The organism is Nocardia yunnanensis (assembly GCF_003626895.1).
Lineage (GTDB): Bacteria > Actinomycetota > Actinomycetes > Mycobacteriales > Mycobacteriaceae > Nocardia > Nocardia yunnanensis.
Window position 1 is genome coordinate 2,413,575 of record NZ_CP032568.1, and the last position, 26,789, is coordinate 2,440,363.

Below are 26,789 nucleotides of genomic sequence, written 5' to 3' on the forward strand. Positions count from 1 at the left end.
TACTGCTATTTCACGTCGACTCGCACACGCACGGCACCGTCACCGGTGGACGCGAGCGCCTGCGAGATCAAGCTGCTGATATTGACTTGCGACCCGGCCGCGCGACCCGCGTCGACGAGCGGCTGCAACTGGGGCGCGAGGGTCTTCACTTCGGGTCCGGCCTGCTGGAGCCAGTCGCTCAGCCTGGACAGGAAGGGCGCCAGGCCATTGCCGGAGACGTAGGCCTCCGGGCCCGGGGCCCGATCCACGAGTCTACCGACGGCATTGATGAGCTCCTCGAGCGACTGCTCGAACTGCACGAACGCCGGCGCCGCCATCGCGGTGGCCTCCCCCATACCTCCGATATTGGACGCCGCCGCCTGGAAGCTGTTGAGTAGCTGAGCGATCTTGGGTTCGCGGCTCATAATCGCTTGGGCCAGCAGATCACCCGCACGGGTCAGGTTGGGCATGGACGAATCGGTGTCGTGGAAGGCGGTGCCGAGCGTCGCGGCCAGGGAGGCGGCGACCTTCGGATCGAGCTGGTTCATGACCTTGTTGACCAGCCGTGACACCTCCGGAATCGACAGCGGCGACTTGATCGCGGCGGTGTCGAGGCGCTGCCCGTCGCGCAGGTAGGGTCCGCCCGCGGTCTTGGGCCGGAACTCCACGTACGGCTCGCCCAGCGCGGAGAGCTGCTCGATGGTGATATCGCTGTCGGTGGGCAGTTTGCGGTCGCCGTCGATGCGGAAGGCGACCTCCACGCCGCGCGCGGTCGAATCCACCGCGGTGACCTTGCCGACCTTCATGCCGGTGAGCAGGATCGGCGAACCCACGCTCAGGCCACCGGAATTCGGCATCACCATGGAGGCGTCGGTGTAGTGCGCGAACGGATCCGCCCGCACCACACCGAAGGTCAGGTAGGCCGCGCCCACCACGGTGACGACCCCGATGCCGCCCAGCGACGCCAGCGAACCCCACTTCATCGCACCGCTCCGATCATGCGCAGGCCGGCCAGCACGGTGGTGACCTGGTCGTCGCGCGGGACCGCGTCGGTCCGCACGCCGGTGATGTTCACCTTCGGCCCGTTCTCCACGAACGGAATCAGCTTGTCGCGCAACAGCGTCACCAGCGCCGACAGATTCGACAGTTGCGACAGGTCGAGCGGCCGGCCCGAAAGGGCCAGCGGCGCAAAGGCTTGCGTCACCGGATCGAGGGCGCCCGCCAGCGGCGCCAGCCACACCAGCGACTGCCCGAGCTGCCCGAGCGCCGCGAAGATCTGGGTGACGCCCTTGATGGAGTCGGTGACCCCGGTCATGGCGTCCACCGATTCCTGGCTGAGCTGGTGGTCCAGGAAGTCCGCGCGATCGTGCAGCACCTGCGCGTTGACGCCCAGGCCGTTGAGCAGCTTGTCCACCTGGTCCAGATTGGCCGCCAGATCGACGGCATTGCCGGCCGCGTTCTGCGCGATCCGCTTGGTCTCGTTCGGATCCTGCGGCAGCACCGCGTTGAACCGGTTGATGATGTCCTGCAACTGATTCACCGCCCCGCCCTGGGTGAAGGCGGCCAGCGCGGCCATGGTGTCCTCGAGCTGGGCCGGCGGCCGGGTGTGGTCCTGGGTGATGGTCCCGCCGTCCTTCAGCAGCGCACCGAAACCGTCGGGCGGCGTGGTCAGCGCCAGATGGATGTCACCGAGCACCGTGTTCTGCCGCAGCTCCGCCACCGTGGTGACCGGCAACTGCACCTTGGCCGAAATGTCCGCGTCCACAACGACATACCCGCCGCGGCCGCCCGCGTGCGCCGCCTCCACCACGTGCACCCCGTCGACCGTGCCCACCTGCGCGCCATTGGCGATGACCTTCGCCTTGGCGGGCAGGTTCAGCACATTGCCGAACTCGATGTGAACGCGGTACGTCGGACCGGAGATCGTGGTCCCGGGCACCGGCACCGACGACGGGTCGAAAGCGCAACCGCCCGCCCCGGCCAAGAGCCCGGCCACCAGCACCGCGCACCCGACCCGCCGGACTCCGCGTGAGCCCCGCCTCGTCATTCCGGCGCGCTTTTGGCCGGAATCCACAGCGGTGGAGTGGATCCCGGCCAAGAACACGCCGGGATGACGGGGGGATCGCACGTCGACGGAGATGTCCCAGCGTCCGATTCTCATCGCGCACCTGCCATTCCGAGCACCAGCGGGACCAGTGGCACGGTCACCAAACCGTTGGCGGCGTCGGTGCACGCGCCGGGGGATGCGGCGTTGACGGCCGCGCACACCTGGTCGGCCTGCGGGGCCGGGAGCGCCGCGCGGGGCGAGCCGTAGGTGATGCCGTTGGCCATGATGTTCTGGGCGGCGTTGGTCAGCACGGGCAGTTTCCGCACGACCTCCGAGAGGGAGCCGACATTGGCGCGCAGCAGCCGCACCAGCGGCAGCGTGTCGTCGAGGGCCTTCATGATCGGGTCGCCGGCGAGGGTGACCAGATCGTTGAGCATGGGCAGCACCTCACCCAGGCGGTCGATGAGTTGTGCTCCGGGACCGATCAATTCGGTGGTGGCGTTGTTCAAAGCCGGGCCCAGGCGCAGCAGCATCGAACGCAGGTCCCCCCAGTGGTTCTCGACCTTCTCACCGACCGAGGCGAAGGCGTCGAAGATGCCCGCCAGATGCCCGATGTCGGCATCCGGTTGCGACAGCGCCGAACCCAGCTTCTTGACGATCTCGTTGATCTGCGGGCCCGCGCCCTGGGTGCCCGCGTCCAGCGCGGACAGGCCGTGCGCCAGCGCATCCGGGGCCTGCGCCCGCTGCAACTGCGAGGACAGGTCCGCCAGTGCGGTCAGGGTTTCGGTAATGCTCTTGGGGGTCAGCGATTTCGTGATGCACTGCGACGAATCCCAGTGCGCCAGCTGCTTGCCACTGTTGAGGACGGCCAGATTGCGGTCGGCGACAATGGAATCCGACACCGTGGTGGCGGCGGCGTCCGCGTACACCGGATATTTCGCGTCGACGGTGAACTTCACCTTGACCTTGGTGCCGTCGGAGTCGATGGAATCGACGGTGCCGACCGGGATCCCGCGCATGGTCACCTTGTTGCCCGCGTACAGCCCGACCGCGTCGGGCATGATCGCGCAATACGCGACGGTCTTCTTCATCGGGTCGAACCAGACGAAGTAGCCGACCACCGCGAGCACCACGATCAGCACCGCGCCGGCGACCGACATGAACGCCTGCGAACCGAGCATCCGCTTGAGCATCAGCAGTCCTTCCCCGGCAGCGGAACGCACACCTGCGGCAGGGTCACGGTCTGCCCCGACTGATCGACCCGCACGCCGCCGTCGGGAATCACCAAGTCCGACAGCTTCTTTTGCAGGTCCTGCGCGGCGGACAGGGTCGGCGCGAACTTCTGCCCAAGCTGCTCGAGCTCGGTGATGGCATCGGTCAGCTTGGGCTTCAGATCCGACCAGGTGGGCTCCGCGCCGCCGAGACGGCCCAGGATGTCGCTGAGCAGCCGGATCGCCTCCGCCATTTCGGTGTGCTTGTCGTCGAGCACGGTGACCAGCAGGTTGGCATTGTCCATGAGCCGGCCCAGATCGGACTTCGCGCCGTCGTACATGCGCACGTACTCGTCGGCCACCGCGACCGCGTTCGACACCTGGCTGCGCTGCCGGTCGAGGGCGTCCACATAGGTGCTGACCGTCTGCAGCGTGGTGCGCAGGCTGTCGGGCGCGCCGTCGATGGAATTGCCCAGCGCCGCCAGGTTCTGGTTGAGCGTCGAGCCGTCGATCTTGGCCAGCGGGGTGGCCGCGTCCTGGAAGGTCTCCACCAGGCTGTAGGGCAGCCGCACCCGGTCGGCCGGAATCGCCGCGGAGCCAAGGGGTTTGGATCCGGCGGGGAACACCGCCACATAGTGGCCGCCGACGATGGTCAGCATGCGGATGTCCAGGGAGGTCTGATCACCCAGGAACACATCGGAATCCACGGTGAAGCGCATGACGACCTTGTCCGGCTTCAGCTCCAGGGATTTCACCTCGCCGACGGAGATGCCGGCGATGCGCACGTCGTCGCCCGCCTTCACCGACTGCGCCTCCGACAGTTCGGCGGTGTAGGTGTGCTTGCCGAACGGCACCACGTACAGCGTCCCCGCGGCGGCCAAACCCAGCACCACCACGATCGCGCCGATAATGCCCTGGCGCAGCTGCCGCTTCTGCTTGGTCGCGTCGTCGACCACGCGATCGTCGCGCTTCAGGAAGCGGGGCAGTCTCATCCGTTGCATATCGCCACCTGCTGTCCCGAGACGAGCACCTTGACCACGGCGGGCAGATCGGCGGCGCCCTTGCTGCACACCGGTTTCCAGCCCGTCGGACTCGTCGGCAGCGACACATCGGCCGCGCCCAGCACCGCGGGCAGGCGGCTGAAGGCGTCCACCGCCTCCTTGGCATCGGGGAAGATCCGGCGAATCAGCGCGTCGACATCCGAACCGCTGTCGATGCCCAGCGAATTCAGCAGGTTGTCGATGGGCCGCAGCACCGACGGCGCGGTCATGGCGAACTGCGCCAGGCCGCCGATGTTCTGCTGCAACGCCTCGAAGATGTCGGACAACTGTTTCAACAGCGGCACCAGGTAGTGCACCCGGCCGCCCAGGCGGTCCGACAGGTCCGACATGTTGTGGATCAGCGTCCAGATCACCTGCTGCCGATTGTCCACGTAGGACGCCAGTTTCCCGATCGCGTCCAGCGCCGGCCCGACACCGCTGCCGTCGCCCTCGATCAAGGCCACCATGCTGGCGCTGAACTGGTTGATGGCCTCCGGAGAGATGGTCTGCAGCACCGGCTTCAACCCGTTGAACAGCTGGGTCACATCGAACGACGGCACCGTGTGGTCCTCGCCGATGCGCGCGCCCGCCGCGATCCGATTGCTCGGCTGCGGCTGCTGCTGCAGATCGATGTAGCGCTGACCGGTCAGGTTCTGGTAGCGGATGGCCAGTTTCGAGTTGTCGTACACGGGCGCATCGGTTTTGACCGCGATCCGCACCCGCGCCTTCGCCCCCTCGAGGCTGATCTTCTTCACCTTGCCGACCTGCACGCCGTACATGCGCACGTCGTCGCCGACCTTCAACCCGTTGGCGTCGGTGAAGATCGCGTCGTGCGTCTCGGTCTCGCCCGACACCGGCCGCTGAATCGCGGTGAGCACCAACATCAGGACGACCACGATCACGCCCGCGAACAACGCCAGCCGCCAGGCCGCTGCCTTCACATTCATCGCGCCCCTCCCAGCAGCGGCACCGCGATGGCCGGAACGCCCTGCAGATCGACCTCCACATTCAGCGCCGGCCCGTGCCCGGTATCCGGCATGGCCGCGGTCAAACGCTGCAACAGTTGCTGCAACTCCGCCCCCGACTGCTGCGGCTGCGGCACCATCTGCGCCAGCGCGGTCAGCAACGGCACCAGCATGTCGGTGGTGCCCGAGAGCTGAGTTCCGGCCTGCGAGAAGGTGTTCGCCAGCGCGGGCAGCAGCTGCCCGGTCACGATCGCGACCTTGCGGTCATAGGTGGCGCGGTCGGTCTGCAAGCGCTGCATGCTGCGGATCAGATCCACCACCTGCACGGTCGCGCCCGCGAACCGGCCGCCGCCGTCGAAGGCCGGGCCGAGATTGCCCAGCAGCTCCGACATCGGCATCTTCTGGTTGTTCGTGATGGTGCGCTGCGCGGTGATCAGGGCCTGCACCAGCGGTGTGAACGCCTGCGTGTCGGCGGCGGCCTGCGCGATGACCGACGCCATCTGCGGGGTCAGCACCGAACCGCCCACCTGCGAGGCGCTGCGCAGAATCGAGCCCATGGTGGCGTCGTAGACCGCGGCGGCGTGCGCGCCGGTGAAATCCAGCACCGTGCCCGCGCGCAGCGGGGAACCGCCCGCGCCCCTGCGCAATTCGATCTCGCTGATGCCGAAGAGGTTGGCGGGCGCGTAATCGATCTGCAGGCTGTCGTCGAATCCGAACAGCTTGTGATCGTCGAGCCGCAGCGAGATCTGCTGTGTCCCATGCTGATCCGGGGCGATCTCGGTGACCTTGCCGACCACCACGCCATTGGCGCGGACATCGGTGCCGACCAGCACGCCGTCACCGATCTGCTCGGTGCGCAGCGAGATCGCCAGCCCGTCCTCGCTCCGCTGCGACGAATACAGCGACCAGCCCGCCACCACGGCGGCCACCAGCGCCAGCGCGACCGCGCCGGCCGTCATCGCGCGCTTGCGATCGACGGCCACACCCGGCATTCCGTAATTCGGCATCCCCTACCCCGTGAACGTAATGGCCGAGTTGAAGCCCCACAGCGACAGCGACAGCACCATGTCCATGGCGATGATCGCCACCGAGCTGGCCCGCACCGCCTTGCCCGAGGCGATGCCCACGCCCTCGGGGCCGCCGGTGGCGAAAAAGCCGTAGTAGCAGTGGATCAGGATGACGACCACCGCGAAGATGGCCACCTTCACGACCGCCGCGATCACGTCGAAGCCGGAGACGAACTGGAAGAAATAGTGGTCGTAGACGCCCGCCGACGCCCCGTGCACCAGCGTGATCAGGCCGCGGCAGGAGGCGTAGGACAGGATCAGCGCGATGAGGAAGGTCGGGACGATCGCGACGGCGCCCGCCAGCACGCGGGTGGTCACCACGAAGGGAACCGAACGCAGACCGAGGGATTCGATGGCGTCGATCTCCTCCGAGATGCGCATCGATCCGATCTCGGCGGTCATGCGGCAGCCCGCCTGCGCGGCGAAGCCGATGGCCGCGACGATCGGGGCCAGTTCCCGGGTGGTCGCGTAGGCCGACACCAGACCCGACACCGGGCCCATGCCCAGCATGTCGAGTGTCGTGAACGACTCCACCGCCACCGACGCGCCCATGACCAGGCCCAGCACGATCATCATCGGGACGGTGCCGCCGCCCACGATGACCGAACCGCGGCCCCACGTCATATCGGAGATGGCGCGCATGGTCTCGTCCCGATAGCGCTTCAGCGTCAACGGAATCGACGACAGCACCTGCCAGACGAAGGCCAGGATGAAACCCAGGCCCTCGACCCGGCGCAGAATCAGGCCCCGGCGGCGATAGACGCGCGCGGCCCAGCCCAGCCCCTTGGGCACGTAGGTAGCCGACATCAGGCCAGCCTCGTCGGCAGGAACATATCGGTGATCTGGGTGGCGACCAGATTCACCGTCACGATCGACACCACCGACAGCACCACCGCGGCGTTCACGGCGTCGGCGACACCCCGCGGGCCGCCCTTCGCCTCGAGCCCGCGCTGGCAGGCGATGATCACCACGAGGAAGCCGAAGATCACGGCCTTCAGCAGCGACACCCACACATCGGCGGTCGTGGTGAAGGACCCGAAGGTGGACCAGTAGGAACCCGGCGTGACGCCCTGCCCGCCGATGGCCACGCCGTACCCGGCGAGCACGCCCACGAAGATGATGAGCACGTTCAGCAGCGGCGCCACGCAGACCATGGCCACCAGGCGCGGGATCACCAGGCGGTGAATCGGGCTGATGCCCATGGTGTTCAGCGCGTCGATCTCCTCGCGAATGGTGCGCGCGCCCAAATCGGCGGCCAGCGCCGCCGCGCCCGCACCGCCCAGCAGGAAGCCGGTGGCCAGCGGCGCGCCCTGTTTGATGACGCCCAGGCCGCCGGTCGCGCCCAGCAGCGAATCCGCGCCGAGGGTGTGGATCAGGTTGCCGACCTGCACGGAAACGATGACGCCGAAGGGAATCGCGATGAGCACGGCCGGGATCGCGGTGACGGTGATGAGCCGCCACGCCTGCAGAATGGTCTCTTTCCACTGGAACCGCCGGCGCGCGATATCGGTGAAGGTGCCCAGCACCGCCTCCTCGGCGATGCCCACCGCGCGGCCGAAGGTGCGCAGCGAGGCGATCGTGGTGCCCGAGAAGTTGTCGCGCACGATGCGCGCGGCGGATCGGCTCTGGACCGCGGGCCGATTCCGGACCGCGCGGGTCATGGGGCCACTACTTCATCAGGACGCCGCAACCGACGCGGGGTGACGAGCTTCAAATTTTCTTCTCCGTGATCGGCAACACTGCCTGCCATCAAAGCTAATGGTTACGACGAGTTACAACAAATCGATGAGAAGTGTGATCGGAGCCTCTAAGTTACCGTCTGGTACACCGGACGTCTGGACCGGTCAACGTCCTTAACCGCCGTTTGACCTGCACTTCTATAACGTGTTATCAGACCGATCGGCTATCGCTATCGCGTCCAGAGCTGGCGAGGCGAACCACGCGCGACGCGGTTTCGGAGGCTCCTGCCATACCCGGCGCGGAATCGAGTGATCTCGCAGCTACTCCCGGATCTAAGGGCTGACCGCCAGGAACACGAAGGCGGAGAACAACACCAGATGCACGCCGCCCTGCAGCAGCGTGGCCCGGCCCGGCACCACGGTGAGCGCGCCGACCACCACGGTCAGGGCCAGCAGCACCATCTGGGTCGCGCCCAGCCCGAGCATGAGCGGGCCCTCGATCCAGATCGAGGCCAGCGCGATGGCCGGAATGGTGAGGCCGATGCTGGCCATGGCCGAACCCAGCGCCAGATTCAGCGAGATCTGCACCCGATCCCGGCGCGCGGCGCGCACGGCCGCGATGGTCTCCGGCAGCAGCACCAGCAGCGCGATCACCACACCGACCGCCGACTGCGGCAGACCCGCTGCGGCGATACCGGATTCGATATTGGGCGAAACCACCTTCGCCAAACCGACCACCCCGATCAAGGCAACCAGCAGCAAACCCAAACTCAGCAGCGCCTGATTGCGGGTCGGCGGCTCCTCATGCTCCTCGGCGGACGGGTTCGCCGAGCCTTCGACGGGCAGGAAGTCATCGGGATGCCGGACCGTCTGCACCATGACGAAGACGCCGTAGAGCACCAGCGAGGCCACCGCGGCGAAGATCAACTGCGAGGCCGAGAAGACCGGCCCGGGTTCGCTGGTGGTGAAGGTCGGCAGCACCAGACTCAGCGTCGCGAGCGTGGCGACGGTGGCCAGCGCCGCGCCGGTGCCCTCCGCATTGAAGACGGCCACGCGCCGCTTCAGCGCTCCCACCAGCAGTGACAGGCCGAAAATGCCATTGCACGTGATCATTACGGCGGCGAAGACGGTATCGCGGGCCAGCGACGCGGCCTTCTCCCCGCTCGACACCATGAGCGTCACGATCAGTCCGACCTCGATGATGGTCACCGCCACCGCCAGGATCAGCGACCCGAACGGCTCGCCCACCCGATGCGCCACCGTCTCCGCGTGATGCACCGCCGACAGCGTCGCCCCGATCAGGAACACCGCGACCAGGATCGCCACGCCCGGGTTCAAACCGCGGCCCCAGGAGACCGCCAGGACCACGGCGCCCAGCAGCGGAAGGATGACCGACCAGTACCGGCTGGCAAAGCGCATCATGATTCCCATCGTTGCAGCAAACCGTCCGCATACCACGCAAATGGGAGCCATGCCTCCCGCGATCGTGGTCCCGCATGAGTGCCCGCCGGTGAATTAGGCTGCCCACGTGGACGACACACCCGGAGCGGACATCACCGGCGCGGCCCTGCCGCACCCGCACGAGCCGCACGACGAGAGCCTCGCGTCCAAGCTCAACTGGCTGCGCGCGGGCGTGCTCGGCGCGAACGACGGCATCGTCTCCACCGCGGGCCTGGTGGTCGGCGTGGCCGCCGCCTCCACCGACACCAACGCCATCCTCACCGCGGGCATCGCGGGCCTGGCCGCCGGCGCCATCTCCATGGCGGTCGGCGAATACGTCTCGGTCAGCACCCAGCGCGATACCGAACGCGCCCTGCTGTCCAAGGAACGCCGTGAACTGGCCGAGGAACCGGAATTCGAACTGGCCGAGCTCACTCAGATCTACCGGGACAAGGGCCTCTCGGCCGAGACCGCCCGCCAGGTGGCCGCGGAACTCACCGCGCACGACGCCTTCGCCGCCCACGCCGAGGCCGAATTGGGTTTGAACCCACACGATCTCACCAACCCCTGGCACGCGGCCCTGTCCTCGGCGATCTCGTTCACCCTGGGCGCGGTCCTGCCGCTCCTGGCCATCCTGCTGCCCCCGATCCAGTGGCGCATCCCGGTCTGCTTCGCCGCGGTGCTGGTGGCGCTGGCCGTGACCGGCTCGGTGAGTTCTCGCCTCGGCGGCAGCAGTCCGCGCCGGGCGGTGGCGCGAGTCGTGATCGGCGGTGCGCTGGCCATGGCCGTCACCTACGGAATCGGCCAGCTCGCAGGCATTTCCGGACTCTAGCCGGCGACCGGGCCCGGATCCTCCAGGACCGGCACGTCCACCGGATGCGGCGGCGCCGGCGCGACCGGCTGCTCCCCGAGCGGCTCGGACGGCGACTGCCCGGGCCCCGTCCGCGCCGACGGAGCCGTCGCCCCGGCCGGCGGCGGGGTGACCCGATCGTGGCGCGGCCGTGGCACATTCACGACCGACGTCTCGGCGACCGGGCGTTCCGCCGTGGTGATCCACATGCCCGCGCCGACGCCCGCCGCCAGCGCCGCCGCGACCAGGAGCACCGCGGCCAAGCGTCGCGGATCGAGGTCGCCGTCGTCGTGCCCGTGGTCGCCGGTGCCGAGCATGGCTGTCCTCCTTCGGTTTCCGGGGCACTCCGTCAGGGTGCGGGTGGCGGCGGTGGGGGCGGGGGGACCAGGAACGGGAGAATCGGGGCCAGGATGTCGGGCAGTGGTGCGGGCGGCGGCGCGGGAGCCGGGGCGGGTTCCGGGGGCGGCGCGGGAGCCGGGGCCGGTTCCGGCGCCACCTCGGCCTGCGCGGGCGGCGGCACGTACTGCTGGGTCTGCGGCGGGACCGGGGCCGGGGCCGGCGCGGGCGCCGGGGCGGGCGCGGGCGCGGGTTGCTGTACCGGCGCGGCGGGCGGCGCGGGAGCGGGAGCCGGAGCGGGCGGCTTGGCATCGACCGGATGGGTGGTGCTCGACGCGGGCGCCCGGGTCTCGTCGCCGCTACCGGCGGGCTGCACCAGACCGGCTCGCAGCGGACCGCTGATCAGCGCGAAGACCACTCCCACCGACAGAATGACAAGTCCGGCGAGCACTTTCGGCGACATCTCCGCCGGGGCCGACAGGCCCGGCGTCCCGGACCCGGACGGGTCGGGCTGGGCCCGCACCGCGTCGGGTTTTTCGCGTACCGCACCCACCGTCACCCGGGAACTCCCTCGCGTCGAAGAACCTGCCCGCTGATCCGAAATGCACCTTCTTCAAGGTACACAGATTTGCCAACCGGCCGAAACGGCTACACGGTAAGGAAATAGTTCCAGGTGGGTATCTATTTGCACCGATTGCCATTCGGTAGCTGACAAATCGGTTCAGGGCAGGGTCAGCACCACCTTGCCGAACGGATCGTCCTCGGCGAAGTAGCGGTACGCCTCGCGGGCCTCCTCGAACCGGTAGGCGCGGTCGATCACCGGTCGCATGCCGTGCGCGGCGATGGCGCGGTTCATGGCCTCGAGATCCGTCCGGCTGCCCACGGCGAGACGTTGCAGGCCCACGTACTTGCCCCCGAGCGGATCACCCGCCGGCGCGGCCGTCCCGGCGGGGAACGCGCCGATCAGCGACACCATGCCGTTGTAGGCCGTGGCGGCAAGGGATTTGGACAGCGTCGGCCTGCCGACCGCCTCGACGACCCGTTGCACCCCCGCACCGCCGGTGTGCTCGAGGACGGCGTCGTCCCAGTCGGGCGTCTCGGTGCGGTCCACCACCTCGTCCGCGCCGAGCTTGCGCAGCCGCTCCGCCTTCTCGGCGGAGGACGTGATCGAAAGTACCCGTGCGCCCAGCAGTTTCGCGTACTGCACCGCGAACAACCCCACCGGTCCGGTGCCGACGGTCAGCACCGTGTCCCCCGCGCGGATCGGCGCCGGCTTGGTCAGGCCCGCCCAGGCGACCAGACCCGCGCACAGCAGGGCCGCGGCCTCCGCGTCGGTGAGGTGCGCCGGCACGTGGGTGACCGAATTCTCCTCCAGCACAATGTAGGTGGCCAGCCAGCCGTCGTGGTTCGCACCGTACTGCTCGCTGGAGGACCGCTGCGTCTGCGGGCCGTCGACCCAGTCCACGAAATAGGTCCCCATCACCCGGTCCCCGAGCGCGGCCCGGGTCACGCCCGCCCCCACCGCGACGACCTCACCGATGCCGTCCGACAGCGGCACCACCCCGGGCCGGGCGGCGACCGGGTAGGTCCCCTCCATCAGCATGATGTCGCGGCGGTTGAGCGAGGCGGCCCGCACGCGCACCAGCACCTGATGCGGTCCGGGCCGCGGCGCCTTCTGGGTTCGGAGGCTCAGGCCGTCCAGGCCGCGCAGCGGCTCCATGTGGTAGGCAACGGGATTCATGTTCGGGTCGGTTTCTCGGCTCATGGCGACGAGTCTGCGAAACCCGGGCGGCGAACGCGATTCCCCGCGGGGAATGATCGGGCGCGCACCGTGCGTCATTCCCCGCGGGGAATCGCGGCGCGCGCGCCCGGCCCGCAGACTGGAGATATGACGAGCATGGCTGTCCGATCGGGCCCTTCGGCGGCGAGCACCGAGTTCTCCCGGCAGCTGCGCGGCTGGCGGACCCGGCGGCGACTGAGCCAGCTGGACCTGGCCATCGCCGCCGAGACCAGTCAGCGCTACCTGAGCTTCCTGGAACAGGGCCGCTCGCACCCGGGACGGACCATGGTGGTCCGGCTGGCCGAGGTGCTCGACCTGTCCCTGCGCGAACGCAACGGCCTGCTGCTGGCCGCCGGCTACGCCCCGATATTCCCCGAATCCTCCTTGCACGCACCGGAACTCGAGGCGGTGCGGCATGCGCTGGACACCATCCTGCGGGGCCATCTGCCGTACCCGGCGGTGGTGACCCGGCCCTTCGGGGTGCTGGTGGCCGCCAATGCCGGCTTCGGACTGCTCACCGAGGACTGTGCGCCGCGACTGCTGGAGCCGCCGATCAATGTGCTGCGCCTGGCACTGCACCCCGAGGGGCTGGGACGGCGGGTGCTCAATATGCCGGAGTGGGGCCGGCACGTCACCGACAGCCTGCGCAATCGCGCGAGCCGCAGCCCCGATCCCGCCCTCGACGAGTTGATCGCCGAGCTGGAAGGCTATCTGCCGCCGGTGGATCCGGGTCCGGGGCACCTGGGCTTCGCGGTGCCGCTGCGGCTCCGGTCGGCGGCCGGCGAGCTGCGGCTCATCACCACCGTCACCTCCTTCGCGACCGCCACCGACATCACCCTGTCGGAGCTGCACCTCGAGGCGTTCCTGCCCGCGGATCAGGCCACCTCGGAGTATCTGCGCGACCGGTTCGCGGCCGGTTAGAGCGGCACCGGGCCGTCCGGGGCGTCCGGCCAGCGCGCGCCGACGTGCCCGTCGGGCCGCACCAGCAGCGCGCCGTCGGCGCCGATGCCGAAGGCGTCCGCGTGCCCGTCGGGCAAGCGCTCGATACGCAGCGGAAGCCCTGTGCTGATGCGCTTTTCCCAGCCCGCGGGGTCGGCGGTGAGGACCGTGAACCACTCTCCGATGGCGTCCAGGCTGGAGCGGCCGGGCGCGAGCCAGACGTGCGGCATCCGGCTGCCCGGCCGTGCCCGCGGGAGGTACGCGCTATCGCTGTCGGGTGGGGACGGGCTGCCGTCGGGCGTGATGGCGTCGGACTCGTAGCCGACCCCGAGCACCAACCCGATCTGGTCGAAATATCTTTCGGTCCAGGGCAATTCGACCTCGCCGGCGGCGACGTCGCCGGACTCCCGCTGTGCGCGGCGCGCGGCCTGGGCATGGCGCACCCGGCCGGCGTTGGCCACCGCCTGCCGCAGCGTGCGGTGCGCGGCGGGCAGCCGTTCCGGCTCATAGGTTTCCAGCAGCGACGGCTCGGCCCAGCCTCGCAGCACGCCCGCCAGCTTCCAGCACAGGTTGTGGACGTCGCCCACGCCCGCGTTCATGCCCAGTCCGCCGAGGATCGGCACGGCATGCGCGGCGTCGCCCGCCAGGAAGATCCGGCCCGCGCGAAAGCGTTCGGCCACAAAGGCGTTCATGGTCCAGTGCTGGATGCGGGCGACCTCGACCTCGGCATCGATACCGGGCCCCAGCGCGTGCGCGACGAGTGCGGACCAATCGACGTCGCGCTCGGCCGGGGCGGGACCGAACCAAGCCCACCCGCCCTCGGGATACAGCGGTGCGAAGGACCCGAACGCGGTGAAGTAGAGCCCGCCGGGCTGCTGGGCACACCAGTGCCGAAGATCGGCGTCGAAGACCACCGTGGTCACCTCCCCGATGGCCCCCGGCCCGGTCGTGCCGATGCCCAGCAGACCGCGCACGGTGGAGTTCGCGCCGTCGGCGGCCAGCACGTACCGGGCCCGAACGCGGGTGCGGGTGCCGTCCGCGCGATCGGCCAGCGTGACCGCCACCCCGTCGGTATCCTCCTCCAGGCCAACGAGTTCGACCCCGAACCGGATGGGTGTCGCGGCGGCGGCCAGCAGCGTCGGCTCCAGCCGATCCTGCGAGGTCACCACACCGGTCTCGGGGCTCTCCGGAATCGGCGCGTGCACGCCGACCAACGTCTCGCTGCCGAAGTCGCTGTCGCCCAGCGTCTCCCGGAAACGCACCCGCCCGAATTCCGGCCCGAAGGCCCGCGCGCGGACCGTGTCGGCCAGTCCCAGCGCACGGAAGATCTCCATCGACCGCACATTGACCAGCCGCGACCGGGGAAACGGCGAGAGCTCGCGATGACGCTCCACCAGCAGGCTCGGCACGCCCCAGCGGTCCAGCAGCGCGCGGGCGGTCAATCCGACCGGCCCGCCCCCGACGATCAGCACCTCGATCTCGGTGTCCGCCACCCCTCCGAGTGTGGGGGCCGGACAGAAAACCGTCAACGACGGTGGTTTCGCGCCTTCGCCGCAGTGCTTGTGGCCGAATACTCGCCCACGTATATTCGTAGACGAGTAAGGAGGTGCCGAATGGCTCGCAAGCGCAAGGTCGCCAATCTGATGGGTCTGGCGGTGCTCTCCGCCGTCATCGTGCAGCCCATGCACCGCTACGAGATCGCCGCGCGTTTGCGGGCATGGGGCAAGGACACCGATATGGGCATCAAATGGGGATCGCTCTACACGGTCGTCGACAATCTGACCAAGCACGGCTTCCTCGAGATCACCGGCAGCGAGCGCGATGGCGCGCGGCCGGAGCGCACCATCTATCGGATCACCGAGGCCGGGCGCGCCGAACTCACCGACTGGACACGGGAACTCATCGCCGAACCGGAACCCGAGAAGAGCCGCTTCCTGGCCGGGCTGTCGGTGCTGTCGGTGCTGCCGCCCGAGGACGTCGTCGACCTGCTCACCCAGCGAATCACCAAGCTGGACCGGACCATTGCCGAAACCCGCGCCCAATTGTCGGCGCTGGAGGGTACGGTGCCGCGCCTGTTCTTGATCGAAGAGGACTACGCGCTGACCATGCTGAGCGCCGAGGCCGATTGGGCGCGCGCCCTGCGGGATTCGCTGGCCGACGGCAGCTTTCCGGATGTGGAGGGCTGGCGGGCCTGGCACCGCGACGGCGCCATGCCCCCGGAACTCATCGAACTGGCCGAAAGGGGGGCGACCGAACCACCTCCGCAGTCCGACTGATCGACACCGTCGATCCCTACGGACCGGGCCCCGGCGAGGGTGCTGCAACACCGCCGCCGAAGCCCGGCAACACACCGTCTCGAACCGCGTCCGTGCAGGCGAACCCGGCACCGAGTTTGGCAACCACAGGATAACTGGGTTCTCCATACGCGCGCTGGTTCGGGGTTATTCGGCAAACCGCGAATACTCCTGAGGAGAACAACCATGTCCATTCGTTCCGCCCTCGTCATCGGCGGTGGCATCTCCGGTCCGGTGACCGCCGCCGCCCTGCGCCGCGCCGGCATCGACGCCACCGTCTTCGAGGCCTACCCGGGTCCCGCCTACGGCATCGGCGCCAACCTGGCCCTCGCACCCAATGGGGTGGCCGCGCTCGAGATCGTCGGCGCCGCCGACCCGGTGCGCGCCCTGGCCGTCCCGGTCAGCCGCTCGTCGATGTCGGTGAACGGCAAGCGATTCGACCTGCCCGGATTGCGCGATATCGAGCCGCTGCGGGTGATCGACCGCGCCGACCTGCACCAGGCGCTGCACGACAGCGCCGTGGCCGCGGGCGTGCGCTTCGAATACGACAAGCGGCTCGTCGACGTCGAGGAGCACGCGGGCGGGGTGACCGCCCTGTTCGCCGACGGCAGCGATGCCACCGCGGATGTGCTCATCGGCGCGGACGGCATCCGCTCCACCGTGCGCACCCTCGTCGATCCACAGGCCCCCGGGCCGACGTACCTGCGCATGCTCAGCTTCGGCGCGTACACCGACTGCGCTCTCGACCTGGAGCCGGAGACCATGACCTTCGCCTTCGGCAAGCGGGCCTACTACCTGTACTGGCCCATGCCCGACGGCCGCGTGTCCTGGGGCGCGAATCTGCCCTCGCAGCAGTACTTCTCGCTGACCGAGGCTCGCGCCGTACCGGCCGAACAGTGGCTGCGCACCCTGCGCGACGTCTACGCCGGGGAGGATCCGGGCGAGCGGCTGGCCCGCGCCACCACGCCCGCGCAGTTGTCCGTGGTCGGCGCGCTGCACATCATGCCGTCGGTCCCGCACTGGTATCGGGGCCGGATGGTATTGACCGGCGATGCCATTCACGCGCCCAGCAACACCTCGGGGCAGGGCGCGTCGCTGGCCATCGAGAGCGCCGTCGAGCTGGCCCGCTGCCTGCGCGACATCGACGATCCGGCACGGGCTTTCGCCACCTACGAGGCGCTGCGGCGGCCGCGGGTGGAAGGCGTCGCGGCCCGCGTCGCCCGGATGAACCAGACCAAGGCGGCCGGGCCGATCGCGCGCAAGGCCATGCAGTGGATGATGCCGCTGATGTTCAAGCGGATGGATCCGGAGAAGCTGCTCGGCGGCGAGCAGCGCTTCCGGATCGACTGGGAGGCCACGGTCCGGCCGGAGCCGGTCCCCGCCTGAGCACGAAACACCCTGCGGCACAACGCTCCGTCGCGACCCGCTCGCGACGGAGCGTCGTCGCGCTCAGCGGCCGACCGGCAGGGCGTCGGGGCGGTCGGCCTCGTCGAGCAGCTTGCCGGCGATATTGTCGATGGCCTGATCGAGCAGCGCGCGATCCTCGGGGCCGGCGCAATCCCAGTCGGTGAGCTGGGTTTCCACCCAGCGCTTCCACGCCGCACGCACCCGGTCGACCTCCTGGACGCCCTTGTCGGTGAGGGCGAGTTCGTCACCGGCGCGTCGCAGCAGCCCGTCGCGTTCGGCCTTGTCGTACACCGGACCGATCAATTCCGCTGGGATCCAATGGGTTCGGGCGATATCTCGCAGATTGGCGGTGCCGCGCAGCCGGTTGTACATGCGCACCTGTCCCAGCGCCCACGCCTCGTCGCGGCCCAGCGAACTGCCCGCCGCCGCGAGGATGCCCGGATCCGGAACCGCGTTGTCGCGCAGTTTGCGCAGCACCCGCGCCACGGCCCGCTCCAATTGCACCAGCCGGTCGGGGGAATCCGGCATGGAGAACTGCTCCCCCACGTCGGTGGCCTCGGCCCGGGCGCTGTCGCGCAGCTTCACCTGCTTCAGCAAGAACGCCACCGCGAAACCCAGCACGGCCACCGGCACCACCCAGCGGAACACGAAATCGATGGAGTCCGCGTACGCCTGCACGATCGGGGCGGCCTGCGGTCCGGGCAGCTCGCGCAGCGCCGCCGGGTTCTGCGCCACCTGCGGCGGCACCCGCGATTCGATCAGCGCCGCTTCCAGATCCGGCCGCAGATGGTTCGAGTAGAGGGTGCCGAACACGGTGGTGCCGAACGCGCTGCCGATGGTCCGGAAGAAGGTGACGCCCGAGGTCGCGGTCCCCAGATCCGAATACGGGACGCTGTTCTGCACGGCGATGGTCAGCACCTGCATGGCCAGACCGACGCCCAGACCCAGGATCAGCATGTACAGCGACATGACCCAGAAGCCGGTGCCCGGTCCCATGGTCGACATGAGGTACAGGCCCACCGCCATGACCGCGCAGCCCAGAATCGGAAAAACCTTGTACTGCCCCGTCTTTCCGACGATATTGCCCGACAGGATGGAGGTGATGAACAACCCGACCACCAGTGGCAGCGTGCGCACGCCCGACGCGGTCGCCGAAACACCCTCCACGTATTGCAGATACGCGGGCAGGTAGGTCATCGCGCCCAGCAGCGCGAAGCCGACGATGAAGCTCAGGATCGAGCACACAGTGAACACATTGCTGCGAAACAGGTGCATGGGCAGCATGGGTTCGCGGGCCCGCAATTCGGCGAACACGAAACTCGCCAGCGCCACCACCGCGGCCGCGAACAGGCCCAGGATCATCGACGAGCCCCACGCGTATTCCTGTCCGCCCCATTCCAATCCGAGAATCAGGCAGGTGACGCCGACGGCGACCAAGGCGATGCCCAGATAGTCGAGAACGGGTTTGACGGCCGAGCGGGTCATGGGAATGGTCCGGGCCGCCAGCAAGATCATGACGATCGCCAGCGGGACATTGACGTAGAAGCACCAGCGCCAGCTCAGATGGTCGGTGAACAGTCCGCCCAGCGTCGGCCCGATCACCGTGGTGATGCCGAAGACCGCGCCCAGCGCGCCCTGGTACTTGCCGCGTTCGCGCAGCGGGATGACATCGGCGATGAGCGCCATGGAGGTGACCATCAGCCCGCCCGCGCCCAGCCCCTGAATGGCCCGGGCGAAGATCAGCAGGGTCATGCCGTGCGCGAGCCCCGCGACCATCGAGCCGACGATGAAGACGGCCCCGCTGACCTGGAACACCAGTTTGCGGCCGAACAGATCGCCGAACTTGCCCGACAACGCGGTCGCGATGGCCTCGGCCACCAGATACGCGGTGACCACCCAGGCCATGTGCCCGGCGCCGCCGAGATCCGCGACGATGGTCGGCAGCGCGGTGGAGACGATGGTGGAATCGAGGGCGGCCATGAGCATGCCCAGGGCGACGGTTCCGAAGACGACGTTTCTGCGCGCCTTGCTCAGGGGCGGCGGCGGAGCGGGCTGCTGGGCGGTTGCGCTGGCGCCGGTCATCGGCCCAGTATGTGGCGCTCGGCCGGCCCGGGTTGGCAACGACACGGCTAACCAGCGGTTTCGGGCCGGCTGCCCGCGCAGGACGGCCCCCGGGACCCTCGGACGGTTCCGGGCTATCGCCAGAACTTACCCTGAAGTAAGGTCGAACAAACGACTCGAATGTGAGGTCAACTGCCATGGCTTGGAAGCCCAGCGAAATCACCGACCAGACCGGACGCACCTTCGTGATCACCGGCGCCAATGGCGGACTCGGTGAACAGACCACCAAGGTGCTCGCGGGCAAGGGCGCGACCGTCGTCATGGCCTGCCGCAATGCCGCCAAGGCGCAGGAGGTGGCCGACCGCATCGACGGCGACGTGCGGGTGGCGACGCTGGACCTGGCCGATCTCACCTCGGTGCGGCAGTTCGCCGAGACGCAGGGCGACTTCGATGTGCTGATCAATAACGCGGGCCTGATGAACATTCCGTTCTCGCGAACCAAGGACGGGTTCGAAACCCAGTGGGGCGTCAACCATCTCGGCCATTTCGCACTGACCGGGCTGCTGCTGGACAAGGTCCGCGACCGGGTGGTCACGCTGGCCTCGATCGCCCACAAGCAGACCCCCAAGCTGTGGATCGACGACCTCAACTACGAGAACCGGCGCTACCAGCGCAATCTCGCCTACGCGCAGGCCAAGCTGTCGAACCTGATGTTCGCCCGGGAACTGCAGCATCGGCTGGCGGCCGCCGGCTCGGCCAAGCGCTCCTACGCGGTGCATCCCGGCGTCTCGGCGACCGATCTGTTCGCGCGCACCGAAACCCCCCTGGACAAGATCTCGAAGCCGTTCATCCGGATCGTCGGCCAGTCCCCGTTCCACGCCGCCTACTCCTCGCTGTTCGCGGCGACCGAGCCGGATGCCGATCCGAACATCTATTGGGGTCCGACCCGCTGGTTCGGTAGCCAGGGCCCCGTCGAGGCGTCGCCCTCCAGCAAAATCTCCAACGACCCCGAACTGCTGCGCCGGCTCTGGGACGAGTCCGAGCGTTTGACCGGCGTCACATACAAGTTCTGATCTGCGCACCTGCCTACTACGCGGCCCGTAGTAGGCAGGTACCGTGGAGGTCGTGTCCGCTCCCCATCGCCGTCCGGCCCTGATCGTGTTCGTGGTCGTGGCCTTCCTGGCGTGCCTGGGACTGGGCTATTGGCAGTGGACCCGGTTCGAATCCGGTGGCGGCACCTATCAGAATCTCGGCTACGCGCTGCAGTGGCCGCTGTTCGCCGGATTCGTGGTGTGGGCCTACGTCCGCTTCGTGCGTCTGGAGAAGGAAGCCGTCGAAGAAGCGACTCCCGGCTCCGAGAGCGACGAGTCCACCGCCGCCGTCGCCACCGACCGGCCGCGCCGGCCGAAAGCGGCGGCGCCACGCGAGATTCCGGCGGGCATCCTGCCGGAGCGACCCGCGGCGGCCCGGGACGACGATCCCGAGCTCGCCGAATACAACAGGTACCTGGCCGAACTGCATGCCCAGGACATGGACGCCAAGGTCCGTGACGCCGGGCTGCACCACACCGAGAGGAGCGCCGGTTGAGCACCCGCGACAACTCCGCAGAAACCCCCGTCGCCGGTGAGACCACCACGCTGGCTCCCCGCCCGCTCGGTGCCGCCGCGCCCGAGAAGATCCGCGGCGCGCTGACCCGCTACCGCGCGCTCGCCTACATCACCGGCGTCTGGCTGCTGGTGCTGTGCGGCGAGATGGTCTACAAATACCTGCTCCTCGACGACAGCCACACCGCCCCGCACTGGCTGTTCTACATCGGCCAGGTGCACGGCATCTTCTACATGATCTACCTGGTCTTCACCATCGACCTCGGCATCAAGGCGCGCTGGAAGCCCGCGACCACCGCCCTGACCTGCCTGGCCGGCACGGTGCCGTTCGCGTCCTTCTTCTTCGAGCACTACCGCACCCGTGACGTGAAGCAGACTTTCGGCCTCTGACGGTCCCCGAACGAAAAACCGCGCCCCGCCGAGGAATCGGCGGGGCGCGGTTCGTTTCGGGCTCGGTTCGTTTCAGGCGCGGCGGTGGCGGATTCAGTGACCGGCCAGCGCGGCCAGGGCCGGCAGGAGCTGCTTCAAGGCGCGGCCACGGTGGGAGGCGGCGTCCTTCTCGGCCGGGGTGAGCTGAGCGGAGGAGCGGTCGTCGCCCTCCGGGAAGAACAGCGGATCGTAGCCGAACCCGTTGTCGCCCACCGGCTTTCGGCCGATGGTGCCGGGCCATTCGCCGCGCACGACCTCCTCCACACCGTCGGCCACCAGGGCGCAGGCGGAGACGAAACGGCCACCGCGGCGGTCGTCGGGGACGTCGCCGAGCTGAGCCAGCAGCAGGGCGTTGTTGGCCTCGTCATTGCCGTGGGTGCCCGACCAGCGGGCCGACAGCACCCCGGGCATGCCGTTGAGGGCATCCACCTCGAGACCGGAATCGTCTGCGACGCAGGGCAACCCGGTGGCGGCGAAACCGTCGCGGGCCTTGGCGAGGGCATTGCCCTCGAAGGTCGGCGCGGTCTCGGGCGCCTCGGGGTACTCCGGGACGTCGTTCAGGCCGACGATCTCGATGCCCGCGACGCCCGCCTCGGCGAGGATGCGGCGCAACTCGTTGAGCTTCTTGGCATTTCGGCTGGCGACCAGGACCCGGGTCATCGCTTCCGGGACTCCTCCGGCTCGGGCAGCACGCCCGGGTACGGCAGGGCGAGCGCCTCCTTCTGCACCACGAACAACTGCTCACAGCCCGCGAGCGCGGAATCGAGCAGCTTGTCGAGGGTGGAGCGCGGGAACGTCGCGCCCTCACCGGTGCCCTGGATCTCGACCAGGGTGCCGGTATCGGTGGCGACGACGTTCATATCGACCTCGGCGCGCGAATCTTCCTCGTACGGCAGGTCCAGGCGCACCCGGCCGTCGACCACGCCGACGCTCACCGCGGCGATGGCGCAGGAGATCGGTTGCGGGTCGGACAGTTTCCCGGCCGCGCCCAGGTAGGTGATGGCATCCGAGAGCGCCACGTACGCGCCGGTGATGGCGGCGGTGCGGGTGCCGCCGTCGGCCTGCAGCACATCACAGTCCAGGGCGATGGTGTTCTCGCCGAGGGCGGCCAGGTCGATGCAGGCGCGCAGCGAGCGGCCGATCAGCCGCGAGATCTCCTGAGTGCGGCCACCGACCTTGCCCTTCACCGACTCTCGGCCCGAACGGGTGTGGGTGGCGGCGGGCAGCATGGCGTATTCGGCCGTCAGCCAGCCCAATCCGGAGTCGCGCCGCCACGGCGGCACCCCGTCGGTGACGCTCGCGGTGCACATCACCCGCGTCCCACCGAACTCCACCAGCACCGAACCCGCGGGGTGACTGGTGAATCCCCGGGTGATCTTCACGTCGCGGAGTTCGTCATCCGCCCTGCCATCGGCTCGTTTCGACACGGCCCCCAGCGTAGCTCCCCCGCCTCCCCGGGCCTTTAGCGGACGGCTGGGGTGCCGTTGACCGAACTGCACCCGTGCTGCCGATTGGGTGCCCAACCAATTGTGGGCGTACCCGGGGAGTTACCCCGACCGTCACGAAATCAGTTGTCGCCTTATATATCGAAAACCTCGCCAGGCGACACCGCGTGGACCGGGCCGCTGAACACGGCTTTGGCTTCGGCGATGACATCCTCGCGGGAGGTCCACGGCGGAATGTGGGTGAGCAGCAGTTCGCCGACGCCGGCACGCGCGGCGATCAGGCCCGCCTCGTGGCCGGACAGGTGGATGCCGGGCGGGCGGTTGGCCGGATCGTGGGTCCAGGAGGCTTCCGACAGCAGAACGTCTGCGCCGCTGGCCAACTCGAAGACCTCGTCGCACAGGGCGGTGTCGCCGGTGTAGACCAGGGTGCGGCCGGCGGCGGTGGTGATGCGCAGGCCGTAGGACTCCGGCGGGTGGTACATGCGCCGCGCCTCGATGGTGTGGCCGGGGCCGAACGAGATGGGAGTCTCGGTCTGCCACACCCGCATGTCGATGACATCGGACCAGTCGTCGGTCTCGCCGCCGATCTCCGCGGAGGCGTTGCCGATGCGCAGCGAGGTATCGGTCGGGCCGTAGACGACGGCCTTGCCCGTCGGCGGATTCGGGTGATACCGCCGCCACACCAGCAGGCCCGGCAAATCCAGGCAGTGATCGGCGTGCAGGTGGGTCAGGAAGATGTCGACCTCACCCGGATCCAGGTGGCGTTGCAGCGCACCCAGCACCCCGGGACCGAAATCGATGACTGTCGGTGTCATATCCGGGCCGGTCAACAGGTAACCCGACGCCGGGGAATCCGGGCCGGACACGCTGCCCGAGCACCCGATCACGGTGAGGCGCATTCCCCCATGCTGCCACGCTGCATTCTCACTCAAAGGAGGGATCCCCCAAATCGCCGACCGGGCTCCGCGTCACCCCTGCGACGCGAGACGGCCGGCGTCAGACCCGCGACGATGACGACGTACATGTGAGGAGAGTACCCATCCGGCAACCACTCCACCTATCGCCCCGAAAAGATGCCCTTGCCAAGAGATTTGCGGGTTGCCGGGCAGGACGCCCCACAGAATCGAGCCGTAGAGGACCAGCACCGCCAGCCCGACCGCGATCTGCACCACATTCCGCGAGAACCAGCCCCAGCACAGCAGATAGGTGAGCCAGCCGAACACCAGCACCGACGCCCCGACCGAGACGCTGTGCGGCGGCGCGGTCAGCCACTGCCCGGCCCCGGCGATCACCCAGACGATGGCCGTCGCGATCAGGCCGCGCCCGATCCCGGTCAGCAGCGTGAGCAGGCCGAGCACGATGACCGGCAGGGTGTTTCCGAACAGATGCCCCCAATTGGCATGCAGCACAGGCGCGAACACGATGCCCAGCAGCCCGGTCTCGCTGCGCGGCTTCACCCCGGCATTGTCGAGCTCGTTGTCGGTGGCGAAATTGATCGCCTCGATCACATACAGCAACGCCGTGAACCCCAAGGTCAACACAATGGCCCGCTGCCACAGCAACTTCCGAGCAGCATTGCTGTTCGCGGCGACGCCGCCCGCCGCCGGTTTCGCTAACCGCCCCCGCAGCCGCGCGATCCGATCCGGATCGAACGACGCTCCCATCCCGCCGTCGCTCATGCCAAACCTCCTAGCCCTGCTCCGAGCCTACCGTCGCCGCCATGCGACGCGCCCGCCGCGACATCGCGGCGGGCGCGGGGTCGGCGCAGGCGGGGCTCAGGCCCAGAGCTGGCCGTCGAGGCGTTCCTCGGCCTCTTCCAGGGTGCCGTCGTAGGCGCCGGTGGACAGGTATTTCCAGCCGCCGTCGGCGACGACGAAGGCGATGTCGGCACGCCGCCCGGCCTGCTCGGCCTTGCGGGCGACGCCGAGGGCGGCGTGCAGGATCGCGCCGGTGGAGATGCCCGCGAAAATGCCCTCCTCGGCGACCAATTCGCGGGTGCGCTTCACGGCGTCGTACGGGCCCACGGAGAACCGGGAGGTGAGCACGGATTCGTCGTAGAGCTCGGGGACGAAGCCCTCGTCGAGGTTGCGCAGGCCGTAGACCAGCTCGCCGTAGCGGGGTTCGGCGGCGACGATGTCGATGCCGGGAACCTTCTCGCGCAGAAACCGGCCGGTGCCCATCAGGGTCCCGGTGGTGCCCAGACCCGCGACGAAGTGGGTGATCTCGGGCAGGTCGGCCAGGATCTCCGGGCCGGTGCCCTCGTAGTGCGCCAGGGCGTTGGCCGGATTGCCGTACTGGTAGAGCATCACCCAGTCCGGATGCTCGGCCGCGATCTGTTTGGCCAGCGCCACCGCCTGGTTGGAACCGCCCGCCGCCGGGGAATCGATGATCTCCGCGCCGAACATGGTCAGCAGCTGACGGCGCTCCACCGAGGTGTTCTCGGGCATGACGCAGATCAGCCGGTAACCCTTGAGCTTGGCCGCCATGGCCAGCGAGATGCCGGTATTGCCGCTGGTCGGCTCGATGATGGTGTCGCCCGGCCGGATCCGGCCCTCGGCCTCGGCCTGCTCGATCATGCGCAGCGCCGGACGGTCCTTGACGGAACCGGTCGGGTTGCGGTCCTCGAGCTTGGCCCACAGCCGCACATGATCGTCACCGTCCCACCGGGGCGACAGCTTCCGCAACCCGACCAGCGGGGTGTCGCCCAGGGTCGCGATCAGCGACTCGTAGCGCGCCACGCTCAGTTGATTTCCACTGCGCGCGAACCACCGGCGACCGCCGGGAGGATCGTCACCGTGCCGCCGTCGGTCACCTCGGCCTCGAGACCGCCGGTGAAACGCACGTCCTCGTCGTCGATGTAGATATTGACGTAGCGGTTGAGCTTGCCGTCGGACAGCAGCTTCGCCTCCAGGCCCGGGTAATTGGCCTCCAGGTCGGCGATGACGGCGGCCAGGGTCGCGCCCTCGGCCGCAACGCGCTTCTCGCCCTTGGTGATCGGGCGCATGATGGTCGGAATGGACACGGTGACCGGCATGACTGGGGACTCCTTGTGTGCGGGGTTGGACTGAAAGTCGTTCAGGCGTCGGCGGATTCGGTGGCGACGATCGCGACGGGCTCCTCGGTGACCACCCCGTCGTGGATCCGGTAGCTGCGCAGTTCGTGCTCGCGCGGGTCACGGGTGGAGATCAGCACGTAGTGGGCGTTGGGTTCGGAGGCGAAGGAGATGTCGGTGCGGCTCGGGTACGCCTCGGTCGCGGTGTGCGAGTGGTAGATGACCACCGGCTCCTCGTCGGCGGCGTCCATCTCCCGCCACAGCCGCAACTGCTCGGTCGAGTCGAACTCGTAGAAGGTGGGCGAACGGGCCGCGTTGATCATGGGAATGAAACGTTCGGGACGGTCGGAGCCCTCGGGACCGGCGATGACGCCGCAGGCCTCGTCGGGGTGGTCGGCGCGCGCGTGCGCGACCATCGCCTCCACCAGGTCGGCCCTGATCACCAGCACAGTCGCATCCTTCCGCTCCGCATGTAGGGTCCATGCAGCAAATGCCCCCGGCCGCGCGGCCGAAACGCTGTCGTCAACACCGTGAGAATATGCGGCTATTCCCGGTGGAACCGGTCACACCCCACCCGGCGGCCGGCGTCAGGGCGCGAGGGCCTGAATCAGCGAGTCCTGCATCCAGGTGAGCCAGTGGTAGACCTCCAGGCTCGGGCCGCGCGGATCGTCCTCCGGGAAGTACTCGGGCGTGTCGGCGGTGATGTCCAGGGCCGTGCCCAGGGCCAGCCGCACATCGTTGAGCGCGGTCAGCCAGGCGTCGGCCTGTTCGGGGCCGATGACGATCTTGCCGCCCTGCGGCGGCACGGTGTCCAGCACCACCTGGCCCGCGGCCACCTTGGTCTCGATGATCTCCGGCTCGTGCAGGCTGCGCAGCGCGCTGTTGAGGTCGGCGCGCTCGGCGTCGGGGGATCCGGGTTCGGGACGGTGAAAGTCCGGCAGCAGCCGGGCCAGGCGCGGATCGTCGGGCGGATTGCTGTTGCCCAGCTGTAGCCCGGTGAGGGCGGCCAGATCGTCCTCGGGGGCCGAATTGGCCCGATCGGTGAGCAATCCGGTGACCGCGCCCACCAGCGAACGCAGAATGTCCGCCTCGTGGGCGTCCATTTCCGAACGCAGTTTCAACCCGCCCAGGGAGTTCTTTCTGCTCCACTTCCGCACGGGGTAA

29 protein-coding genes are annotated in these 26,789 nt (G+C 68.9%); 7 read left to right on the forward strand and 22 right to left on the reverse strand.

Translation table 11 applies throughout. From position 1 onward, the window contains the following. Nucleotides 1-5: 5 nt before the first annotated feature. The 9 genes from D7D52_RS11040 to D7D52_RS11080 all read right to left on the reverse strand — a co-directional run bounded on the left by D7D52_RS11040 (nucleotide 6) and on the right by D7D52_RS11080 (nucleotide 9,419). Nucleotides 6-962, reverse strand: a complete 957-nt coding sequence (locus tag D7D52_RS11040; protein WP_120736233.1) for an MlaD family protein — start codon at nucleotides 960-962, stop codon at nucleotides 6-8. Continuing rightward, a complete protein-coding gene (locus D7D52_RS11045; protein ID WP_246023787.1) occupies nucleotides 959-2,140 on the reverse strand; it encodes an MlaD family protein in 1,182 nt (393 codons plus the stop codon). Before D7D52_RS11045 ends, D7D52_RS11040 begins: the two co-directional genes overlap by 4 nt. After that, entirely contained in the window at nucleotides 2,137-3,219 is a 1,083-nt protein-coding gene (locus D7D52_RS11050; protein WP_120744000.1) for an MlaD family protein, read from the reverse strand. The genes D7D52_RS11045 and D7D52_RS11050 overlap by 4 nt, the downstream gene beginning before the upstream one ends. Next, on the reverse strand, nucleotides 3,219-4,238 hold the full coding sequence (locus D7D52_RS11055) for an MlaD family protein (RefSeq protein WP_120736234.1): 1,020 nt from the start codon (nucleotides 4,236-4,238) through the stop codon (nucleotides 3,219-3,221). Before D7D52_RS11055 ends, D7D52_RS11050 begins: the two co-directional genes overlap by 1 nt. Next, nucleotides 4,226-5,224, reverse strand: a complete 999-nt coding sequence (locus D7D52_RS11060; RefSeq protein WP_120736235.1) for an MlaD family protein — start codon at nucleotides 5,222-5,224, stop codon at nucleotides 4,226-4,228. The genes D7D52_RS11055 and D7D52_RS11060 overlap by 13 nt, the downstream gene beginning before the upstream one ends. Beyond that, the gene (locus D7D52_RS11065; RefSeq protein ID WP_120736236.1) at nucleotides 5,221-6,249 is read right to left on the reverse strand and encodes an MlaD family protein; all 1,029 of its coding nucleotides are present in this window, start codon (nucleotides 6,247-6,249) and stop codon (nucleotides 5,221-5,223) included. Before D7D52_RS11065 ends, D7D52_RS11060 begins: the two co-directional genes overlap by 4 nt. 3 nt (nucleotides 6,250-6,252) lie before the next feature. After that, on the reverse strand, nucleotides 6,253-7,116 hold the full coding sequence (locus D7D52_RS11070; protein ID WP_120736237.1) for an ABC transporter permease: 864 nt from the start codon (nucleotides 7,114-7,116) through the stop codon (nucleotides 6,253-6,255). Then, nucleotides 7,116-7,970, reverse strand: coding sequence for an MlaE family ABC transporter permease (locus tag D7D52_RS11075; RefSeq protein ID WP_120736238.1), 855 nt, complete (start codon nucleotides 7,968-7,970; stop codon nucleotides 7,116-7,118). Before D7D52_RS11075 ends, D7D52_RS11070 begins: the two co-directional genes overlap by 1 nt. Nucleotides 7,971-8,321: 351 nt before the next feature. Then, a complete protein-coding gene (locus tag D7D52_RS11080; protein WP_120736239.1) occupies nucleotides 8,322-9,419 on the reverse strand; it encodes a calcium:cation antiporter in 1,098 nt (365 codons plus the stop codon). 97 nt (nucleotides 9,420-9,516) lie between these two features. On the opposite strand from D7D52_RS11080, the gene D7D52_RS11085 reads away from it, so the two are divergent. Then, nucleotides 9,517-10,260 (forward strand): VIT1/CCC1 transporter family protein, encoded by a 744-nt coding sequence (locus D7D52_RS11085; protein WP_246023788.1) that lies wholly within the window; start codon nucleotides 9,517-9,519, stop codon nucleotides 10,258-10,260. On the opposite strand, the gene D7D52_RS11090 is transcribed toward D7D52_RS11085, so the two are convergent. From D7D52_RS11090 to D7D52_RS11100, 3 genes are all read right to left on the reverse strand, one after another. After that, on the reverse strand, nucleotides 10,257-10,595 hold the full coding sequence (locus D7D52_RS11090; RefSeq protein ID WP_120736240.1) for a hypothetical protein: 339 nt from the start codon (nucleotides 10,593-10,595) through the stop codon (nucleotides 10,257-10,259). The two genes, D7D52_RS11085 and D7D52_RS11090, sit on opposite strands and share 4 nt — an antisense overlap. A gap of 32 nt (nucleotides 10,596-10,627) precedes the next feature. Further along, entirely contained in the window at nucleotides 10,628-11,173 is a 546-nt protein-coding gene (locus D7D52_RS37705) for a hypothetical protein (protein WP_162958087.1), read from the reverse strand. 162 nt (nucleotides 11,174-11,335) lie between these two features. Next, nucleotides 11,336-12,379: a zinc-dependent alcohol dehydrogenase family protein gene (locus D7D52_RS11100; protein ID WP_246023790.1), complete on the reverse strand. Its 1,044-nt coding sequence runs from the start codon at nucleotides 12,377-12,379 to the stop codon at nucleotides 11,336-11,338. 132 nt (nucleotides 12,380-12,511) lie between these two features. Here D7D52_RS11100 and D7D52_RS11105 point away from each other — a divergent pair, with 132 nt between their 5' ends. Beyond that, nucleotides 12,512-13,315, forward strand: coding sequence for a helix-turn-helix transcriptional regulator (locus tag D7D52_RS11105; protein WP_222932880.1), 804 nt, complete (start codon nucleotides 12,512-12,514; stop codon nucleotides 13,313-13,315). On the opposite strand, the gene D7D52_RS11110 is transcribed toward D7D52_RS11105, so the two are convergent. After that, complete coding sequence (locus tag D7D52_RS11110; RefSeq protein ID WP_120736243.1) at nucleotides 13,312-14,826, reverse strand: FAD-dependent monooxygenase; 1,515 nt, start codon at nucleotides 14,824-14,826, stop codon at nucleotides 13,312-13,314. The two genes, D7D52_RS11105 and D7D52_RS11110, sit on opposite strands and share 4 nt — an antisense overlap. A 120-nt stretch (nucleotides 14,827-14,946) precedes the next feature. On the opposite strand from D7D52_RS11110, the gene D7D52_RS11115 reads away from it, so the two are divergent. Beyond that, nucleotides 14,947-15,609: a PadR family transcriptional regulator gene (locus tag D7D52_RS11115; RefSeq protein ID WP_120736244.1), complete on the forward strand. Its 663-nt coding sequence runs from the start codon at nucleotides 14,947-14,949 to the stop codon at nucleotides 15,607-15,609. Nucleotides 15,610-15,813: 204 nt separating this feature from the next. Beyond that, a complete protein-coding gene (locus D7D52_RS11120) occupies nucleotides 15,814-17,013 on the forward strand; it encodes an FAD-dependent oxidoreductase (RefSeq protein ID WP_120736245.1) in 1,200 nt (399 codons plus the stop codon). A 63-nt stretch (nucleotides 17,014-17,076) separates the two neighbouring features. On the opposite strand, the gene D7D52_RS11125 is transcribed toward D7D52_RS11120, so the two are convergent. Then, complete coding sequence (locus D7D52_RS11125) at nucleotides 17,077-19,116, reverse strand: MDR family MFS transporter (protein WP_120736246.1); 2,040 nt, start codon at nucleotides 19,114-19,116, stop codon at nucleotides 17,077-17,079. Nucleotides 19,117-19,292: 176 nt separating this feature from the next. Between D7D52_RS11125 and D7D52_RS11130 the strand changes: the two genes are divergently transcribed. The 3 genes from D7D52_RS11130 to D7D52_RS11140 are packed head-to-tail and all read left to right on the forward strand — an operon-like array spanning nucleotide 19,293 to nucleotide 21,089. Next, complete coding sequence (locus tag D7D52_RS11130) at nucleotides 19,293-20,168, forward strand: oxidoreductase (RefSeq protein ID WP_120736247.1); 876 nt, start codon at nucleotides 19,293-19,295, stop codon at nucleotides 20,166-20,168. 52 nt (nucleotides 20,169-20,220) lie between these two features. Next, nucleotides 20,221-20,682 carry a transcriptional regulator gene (locus D7D52_RS11135; RefSeq protein ID WP_120744002.1) on the forward strand — a complete coding sequence of 154 codons (462 nt, stop codon included), beginning with the start codon at nucleotides 20,221-20,223 and terminating at the stop codon, nucleotides 20,680-20,682. Next, complete coding sequence (locus D7D52_RS11140) at nucleotides 20,679-21,089, forward strand: DUF3817 domain-containing protein (protein WP_425464621.1); 411 nt, start codon at nucleotides 20,679-20,681, stop codon at nucleotides 21,087-21,089. Before D7D52_RS11135 ends, D7D52_RS11140 begins: the two co-directional genes overlap by 4 nt. A gap of 93 nt (nucleotides 21,090-21,182) precedes the next feature. Here the strand turns inward: D7D52_RS11140 and D7D52_RS11145 are convergent, their stop codons facing one another. From D7D52_RS11145 to aosR, 8 genes are all read right to left on the reverse strand, one after another. Further along, nucleotides 21,183-21,788, reverse strand: coding sequence for a non-canonical purine NTP pyrophosphatase (locus tag D7D52_RS11145; protein ID WP_120736248.1), 606 nt, complete (start codon nucleotides 21,786-21,788; stop codon nucleotides 21,183-21,185). Further along, entirely contained in the window at nucleotides 21,785-22,555 is a 771-nt protein-coding gene (rph, locus tag D7D52_RS11150; protein ID WP_120736249.1) for a ribonuclease PH, read from the reverse strand. Before rph ends, D7D52_RS11145 begins: the two co-directional genes overlap by 4 nt. Nucleotides 22,556-22,707: 152 nt before the next feature. After that, nucleotides 22,708-23,472, reverse strand: coding sequence for a cyclic nucleotide-degrading phosphodiesterase (locus D7D52_RS11155; protein ID WP_120736250.1), 765 nt, complete (start codon nucleotides 23,470-23,472; stop codon nucleotides 22,708-22,710). Between the two features lie 69 nt (nucleotides 23,473-23,541). Next, nucleotides 23,542-24,252, reverse strand: coding sequence for a rhomboid family intramembrane serine protease (locus D7D52_RS11160; protein WP_246023792.1), 711 nt, complete (start codon nucleotides 24,250-24,252; stop codon nucleotides 23,542-23,544). Nucleotides 24,253-24,348: 96 nt separating this feature from the next. Next, nucleotides 24,349-25,311 carry a PLP-dependent cysteine synthase family protein gene (locus D7D52_RS11165; RefSeq protein ID WP_120736251.1) on the reverse strand — a complete coding sequence of 321 codons (963 nt, stop codon included), beginning with the start codon at nucleotides 25,309-25,311 and terminating at the stop codon, nucleotides 24,349-24,351. A gap of 2 nt (nucleotides 25,312-25,313) precedes the next feature. Beyond that, the gene (locus D7D52_RS11170; RefSeq protein WP_120736252.1) at nucleotides 25,314-25,607 is read right to left on the reverse strand and encodes a MoaD/ThiS family protein; all 294 of its coding nucleotides are present in this window, start codon (nucleotides 25,605-25,607) and stop codon (nucleotides 25,314-25,316) included. A gap of 41 nt (nucleotides 25,608-25,648) precedes the next feature. Beyond that, nucleotides 25,649-26,074, reverse strand: coding sequence for a M67 family metallopeptidase (locus D7D52_RS11175; RefSeq protein WP_120736253.1), 426 nt, complete (start codon nucleotides 26,072-26,074; stop codon nucleotides 25,649-25,651). Between the two features lie 138 nt (nucleotides 26,075-26,212). Then, the gene (gene aosR, locus D7D52_RS11180; RefSeq protein ID WP_120744005.1) at nucleotides 26,213-26,782 is read right to left on the reverse strand and encodes an oxidative stress transcriptional regulator AosR; all 570 of its coding nucleotides are present in this window, start codon (nucleotides 26,780-26,782) and stop codon (nucleotides 26,213-26,215) included. Between the last annotated feature and the right edge of the window lie 7 nt (nucleotides 26,783-26,789).

Bases quoted from the DNA above. Each gene is read 5' to 3' on its own strand.
- D7D52_RS11040 (WP_120736233.1), bottom strand. From the start codon at position 962: ATGAAGTGGGGTTCGCTGGCGTCGCTGGGCGGCATCGGGGTCGTCACC.
- D7D52_RS11045 (WP_246023787.1), bottom strand. From the start codon at position 2,140: ATGAGAATCGGACGCTGGGACATCTCCGTCGACGTGCGATCCCCCCGT.
- D7D52_RS11050 (WP_120744000.1), bottom strand. From the start codon at position 3,219: ATGCTCAAGCGGATGCTCGGTTCGCAGGCGTTCATGTCGGTCGCCGGC.
- D7D52_RS11055 (WP_120736234.1), bottom strand. From the start codon at position 4,238: ATGCAACGGATGAGACTGCCCCGCTTCCTGAAGCGCGACGATCGCGTG.
- D7D52_RS11060 (WP_120736235.1), bottom strand. From the start codon at position 5,224: ATGAATGTGAAGGCAGCGGCCTGGCGGCTGGCGTTGTTCGCGGGCGTG.
- D7D52_RS11065 (WP_120736236.1), bottom strand. From the start codon at position 6,249: ATGCCGAATTACGGAATGCCGGGTGTGGCCGTCGATCGCAAGCGCGCG.
- D7D52_RS11070 (WP_120736237.1), bottom strand. From the start codon at position 7,116: ATGTCGGCTACCTACGTGCCCAAGGGGCTGGGCTGGGCCGCGCGCGTC.
- D7D52_RS11075 (WP_120736238.1), bottom strand. From the start codon at position 7,970: ATGACCCGCGCGGTCCGGAATCGGCCCGCGGTCCAGAGCCGATCCGCC.
- D7D52_RS11080 (WP_120736239.1), bottom strand. From the start codon at position 9,419: ATGGGAATCATGATGCGCTTTGCCAGCCGGTACTGGTCGGTCATCCTT.
- D7D52_RS11090 (WP_120736240.1), bottom strand. From the start codon at position 10,595: ATGCTCGGCACCGGCGACCACGGGCACGACGACGGCGACCTCGATCCG.
- D7D52_RS11100 (WP_246023790.1), bottom strand. From the start codon at position 12,379: ATGAGCCGAGAAACCGACCCGAACATGAATCCCGTTGCCTACCACATG.
- D7D52_RS11105 (WP_222932880.1), top strand. From the start codon at position 12,512: ATGGCTGTCCGATCGGGCCCTTCGGCGGCGAGCACCGAGTTCTCCCGG.
- D7D52_RS11115 (WP_120736244.1), top strand. From the start codon at position 14,947: ATGGCTCGCAAGCGCAAGGTCGCCAATCTGATGGGTCTGGCGGTGCTC.
- D7D52_RS11120 (WP_120736245.1), top strand. From the start codon at position 15,814: ATGTCCATTCGTTCCGCCCTCGTCATCGGCGGTGGCATCTCCGGTCCG.
- D7D52_RS11125 (WP_120736246.1), bottom strand. From the start codon at position 19,116: ATGACCGGCGCCAGCGCAACCGCCCAGCAGCCCGCTCCGCCGCCGCCC.
- D7D52_RS11130 (WP_120736247.1), top strand. From the start codon at position 19,293: ATGGCTTGGAAGCCCAGCGAAATCACCGACCAGACCGGACGCACCTTC.
- D7D52_RS11145 (WP_120736248.1), bottom strand. From the start codon at position 21,788: ATGACCCGGGTCCTGGTCGCCAGCCGAAATGCCAAGAAGCTCAACGAG.
- D7D52_RS11155 (WP_120736250.1), bottom strand. From the start codon at position 23,472: ATGCGCCTCACCGTGATCGGGTGCTCGGGCAGCGTGTCCGGCCCGGAT.
- D7D52_RS11160 (WP_246023792.1), bottom strand. From the start codon at position 24,252: ATGAGCGACGGCGGGATGGGAGCGTCGTTCGATCCGGATCGGATCGCG.
- D7D52_RS11170 (WP_120736252.1), bottom strand. From the start codon at position 25,607: ATGCCGGTCACCGTGTCCATTCCGACCATCATGCGCCCGATCACCAAG.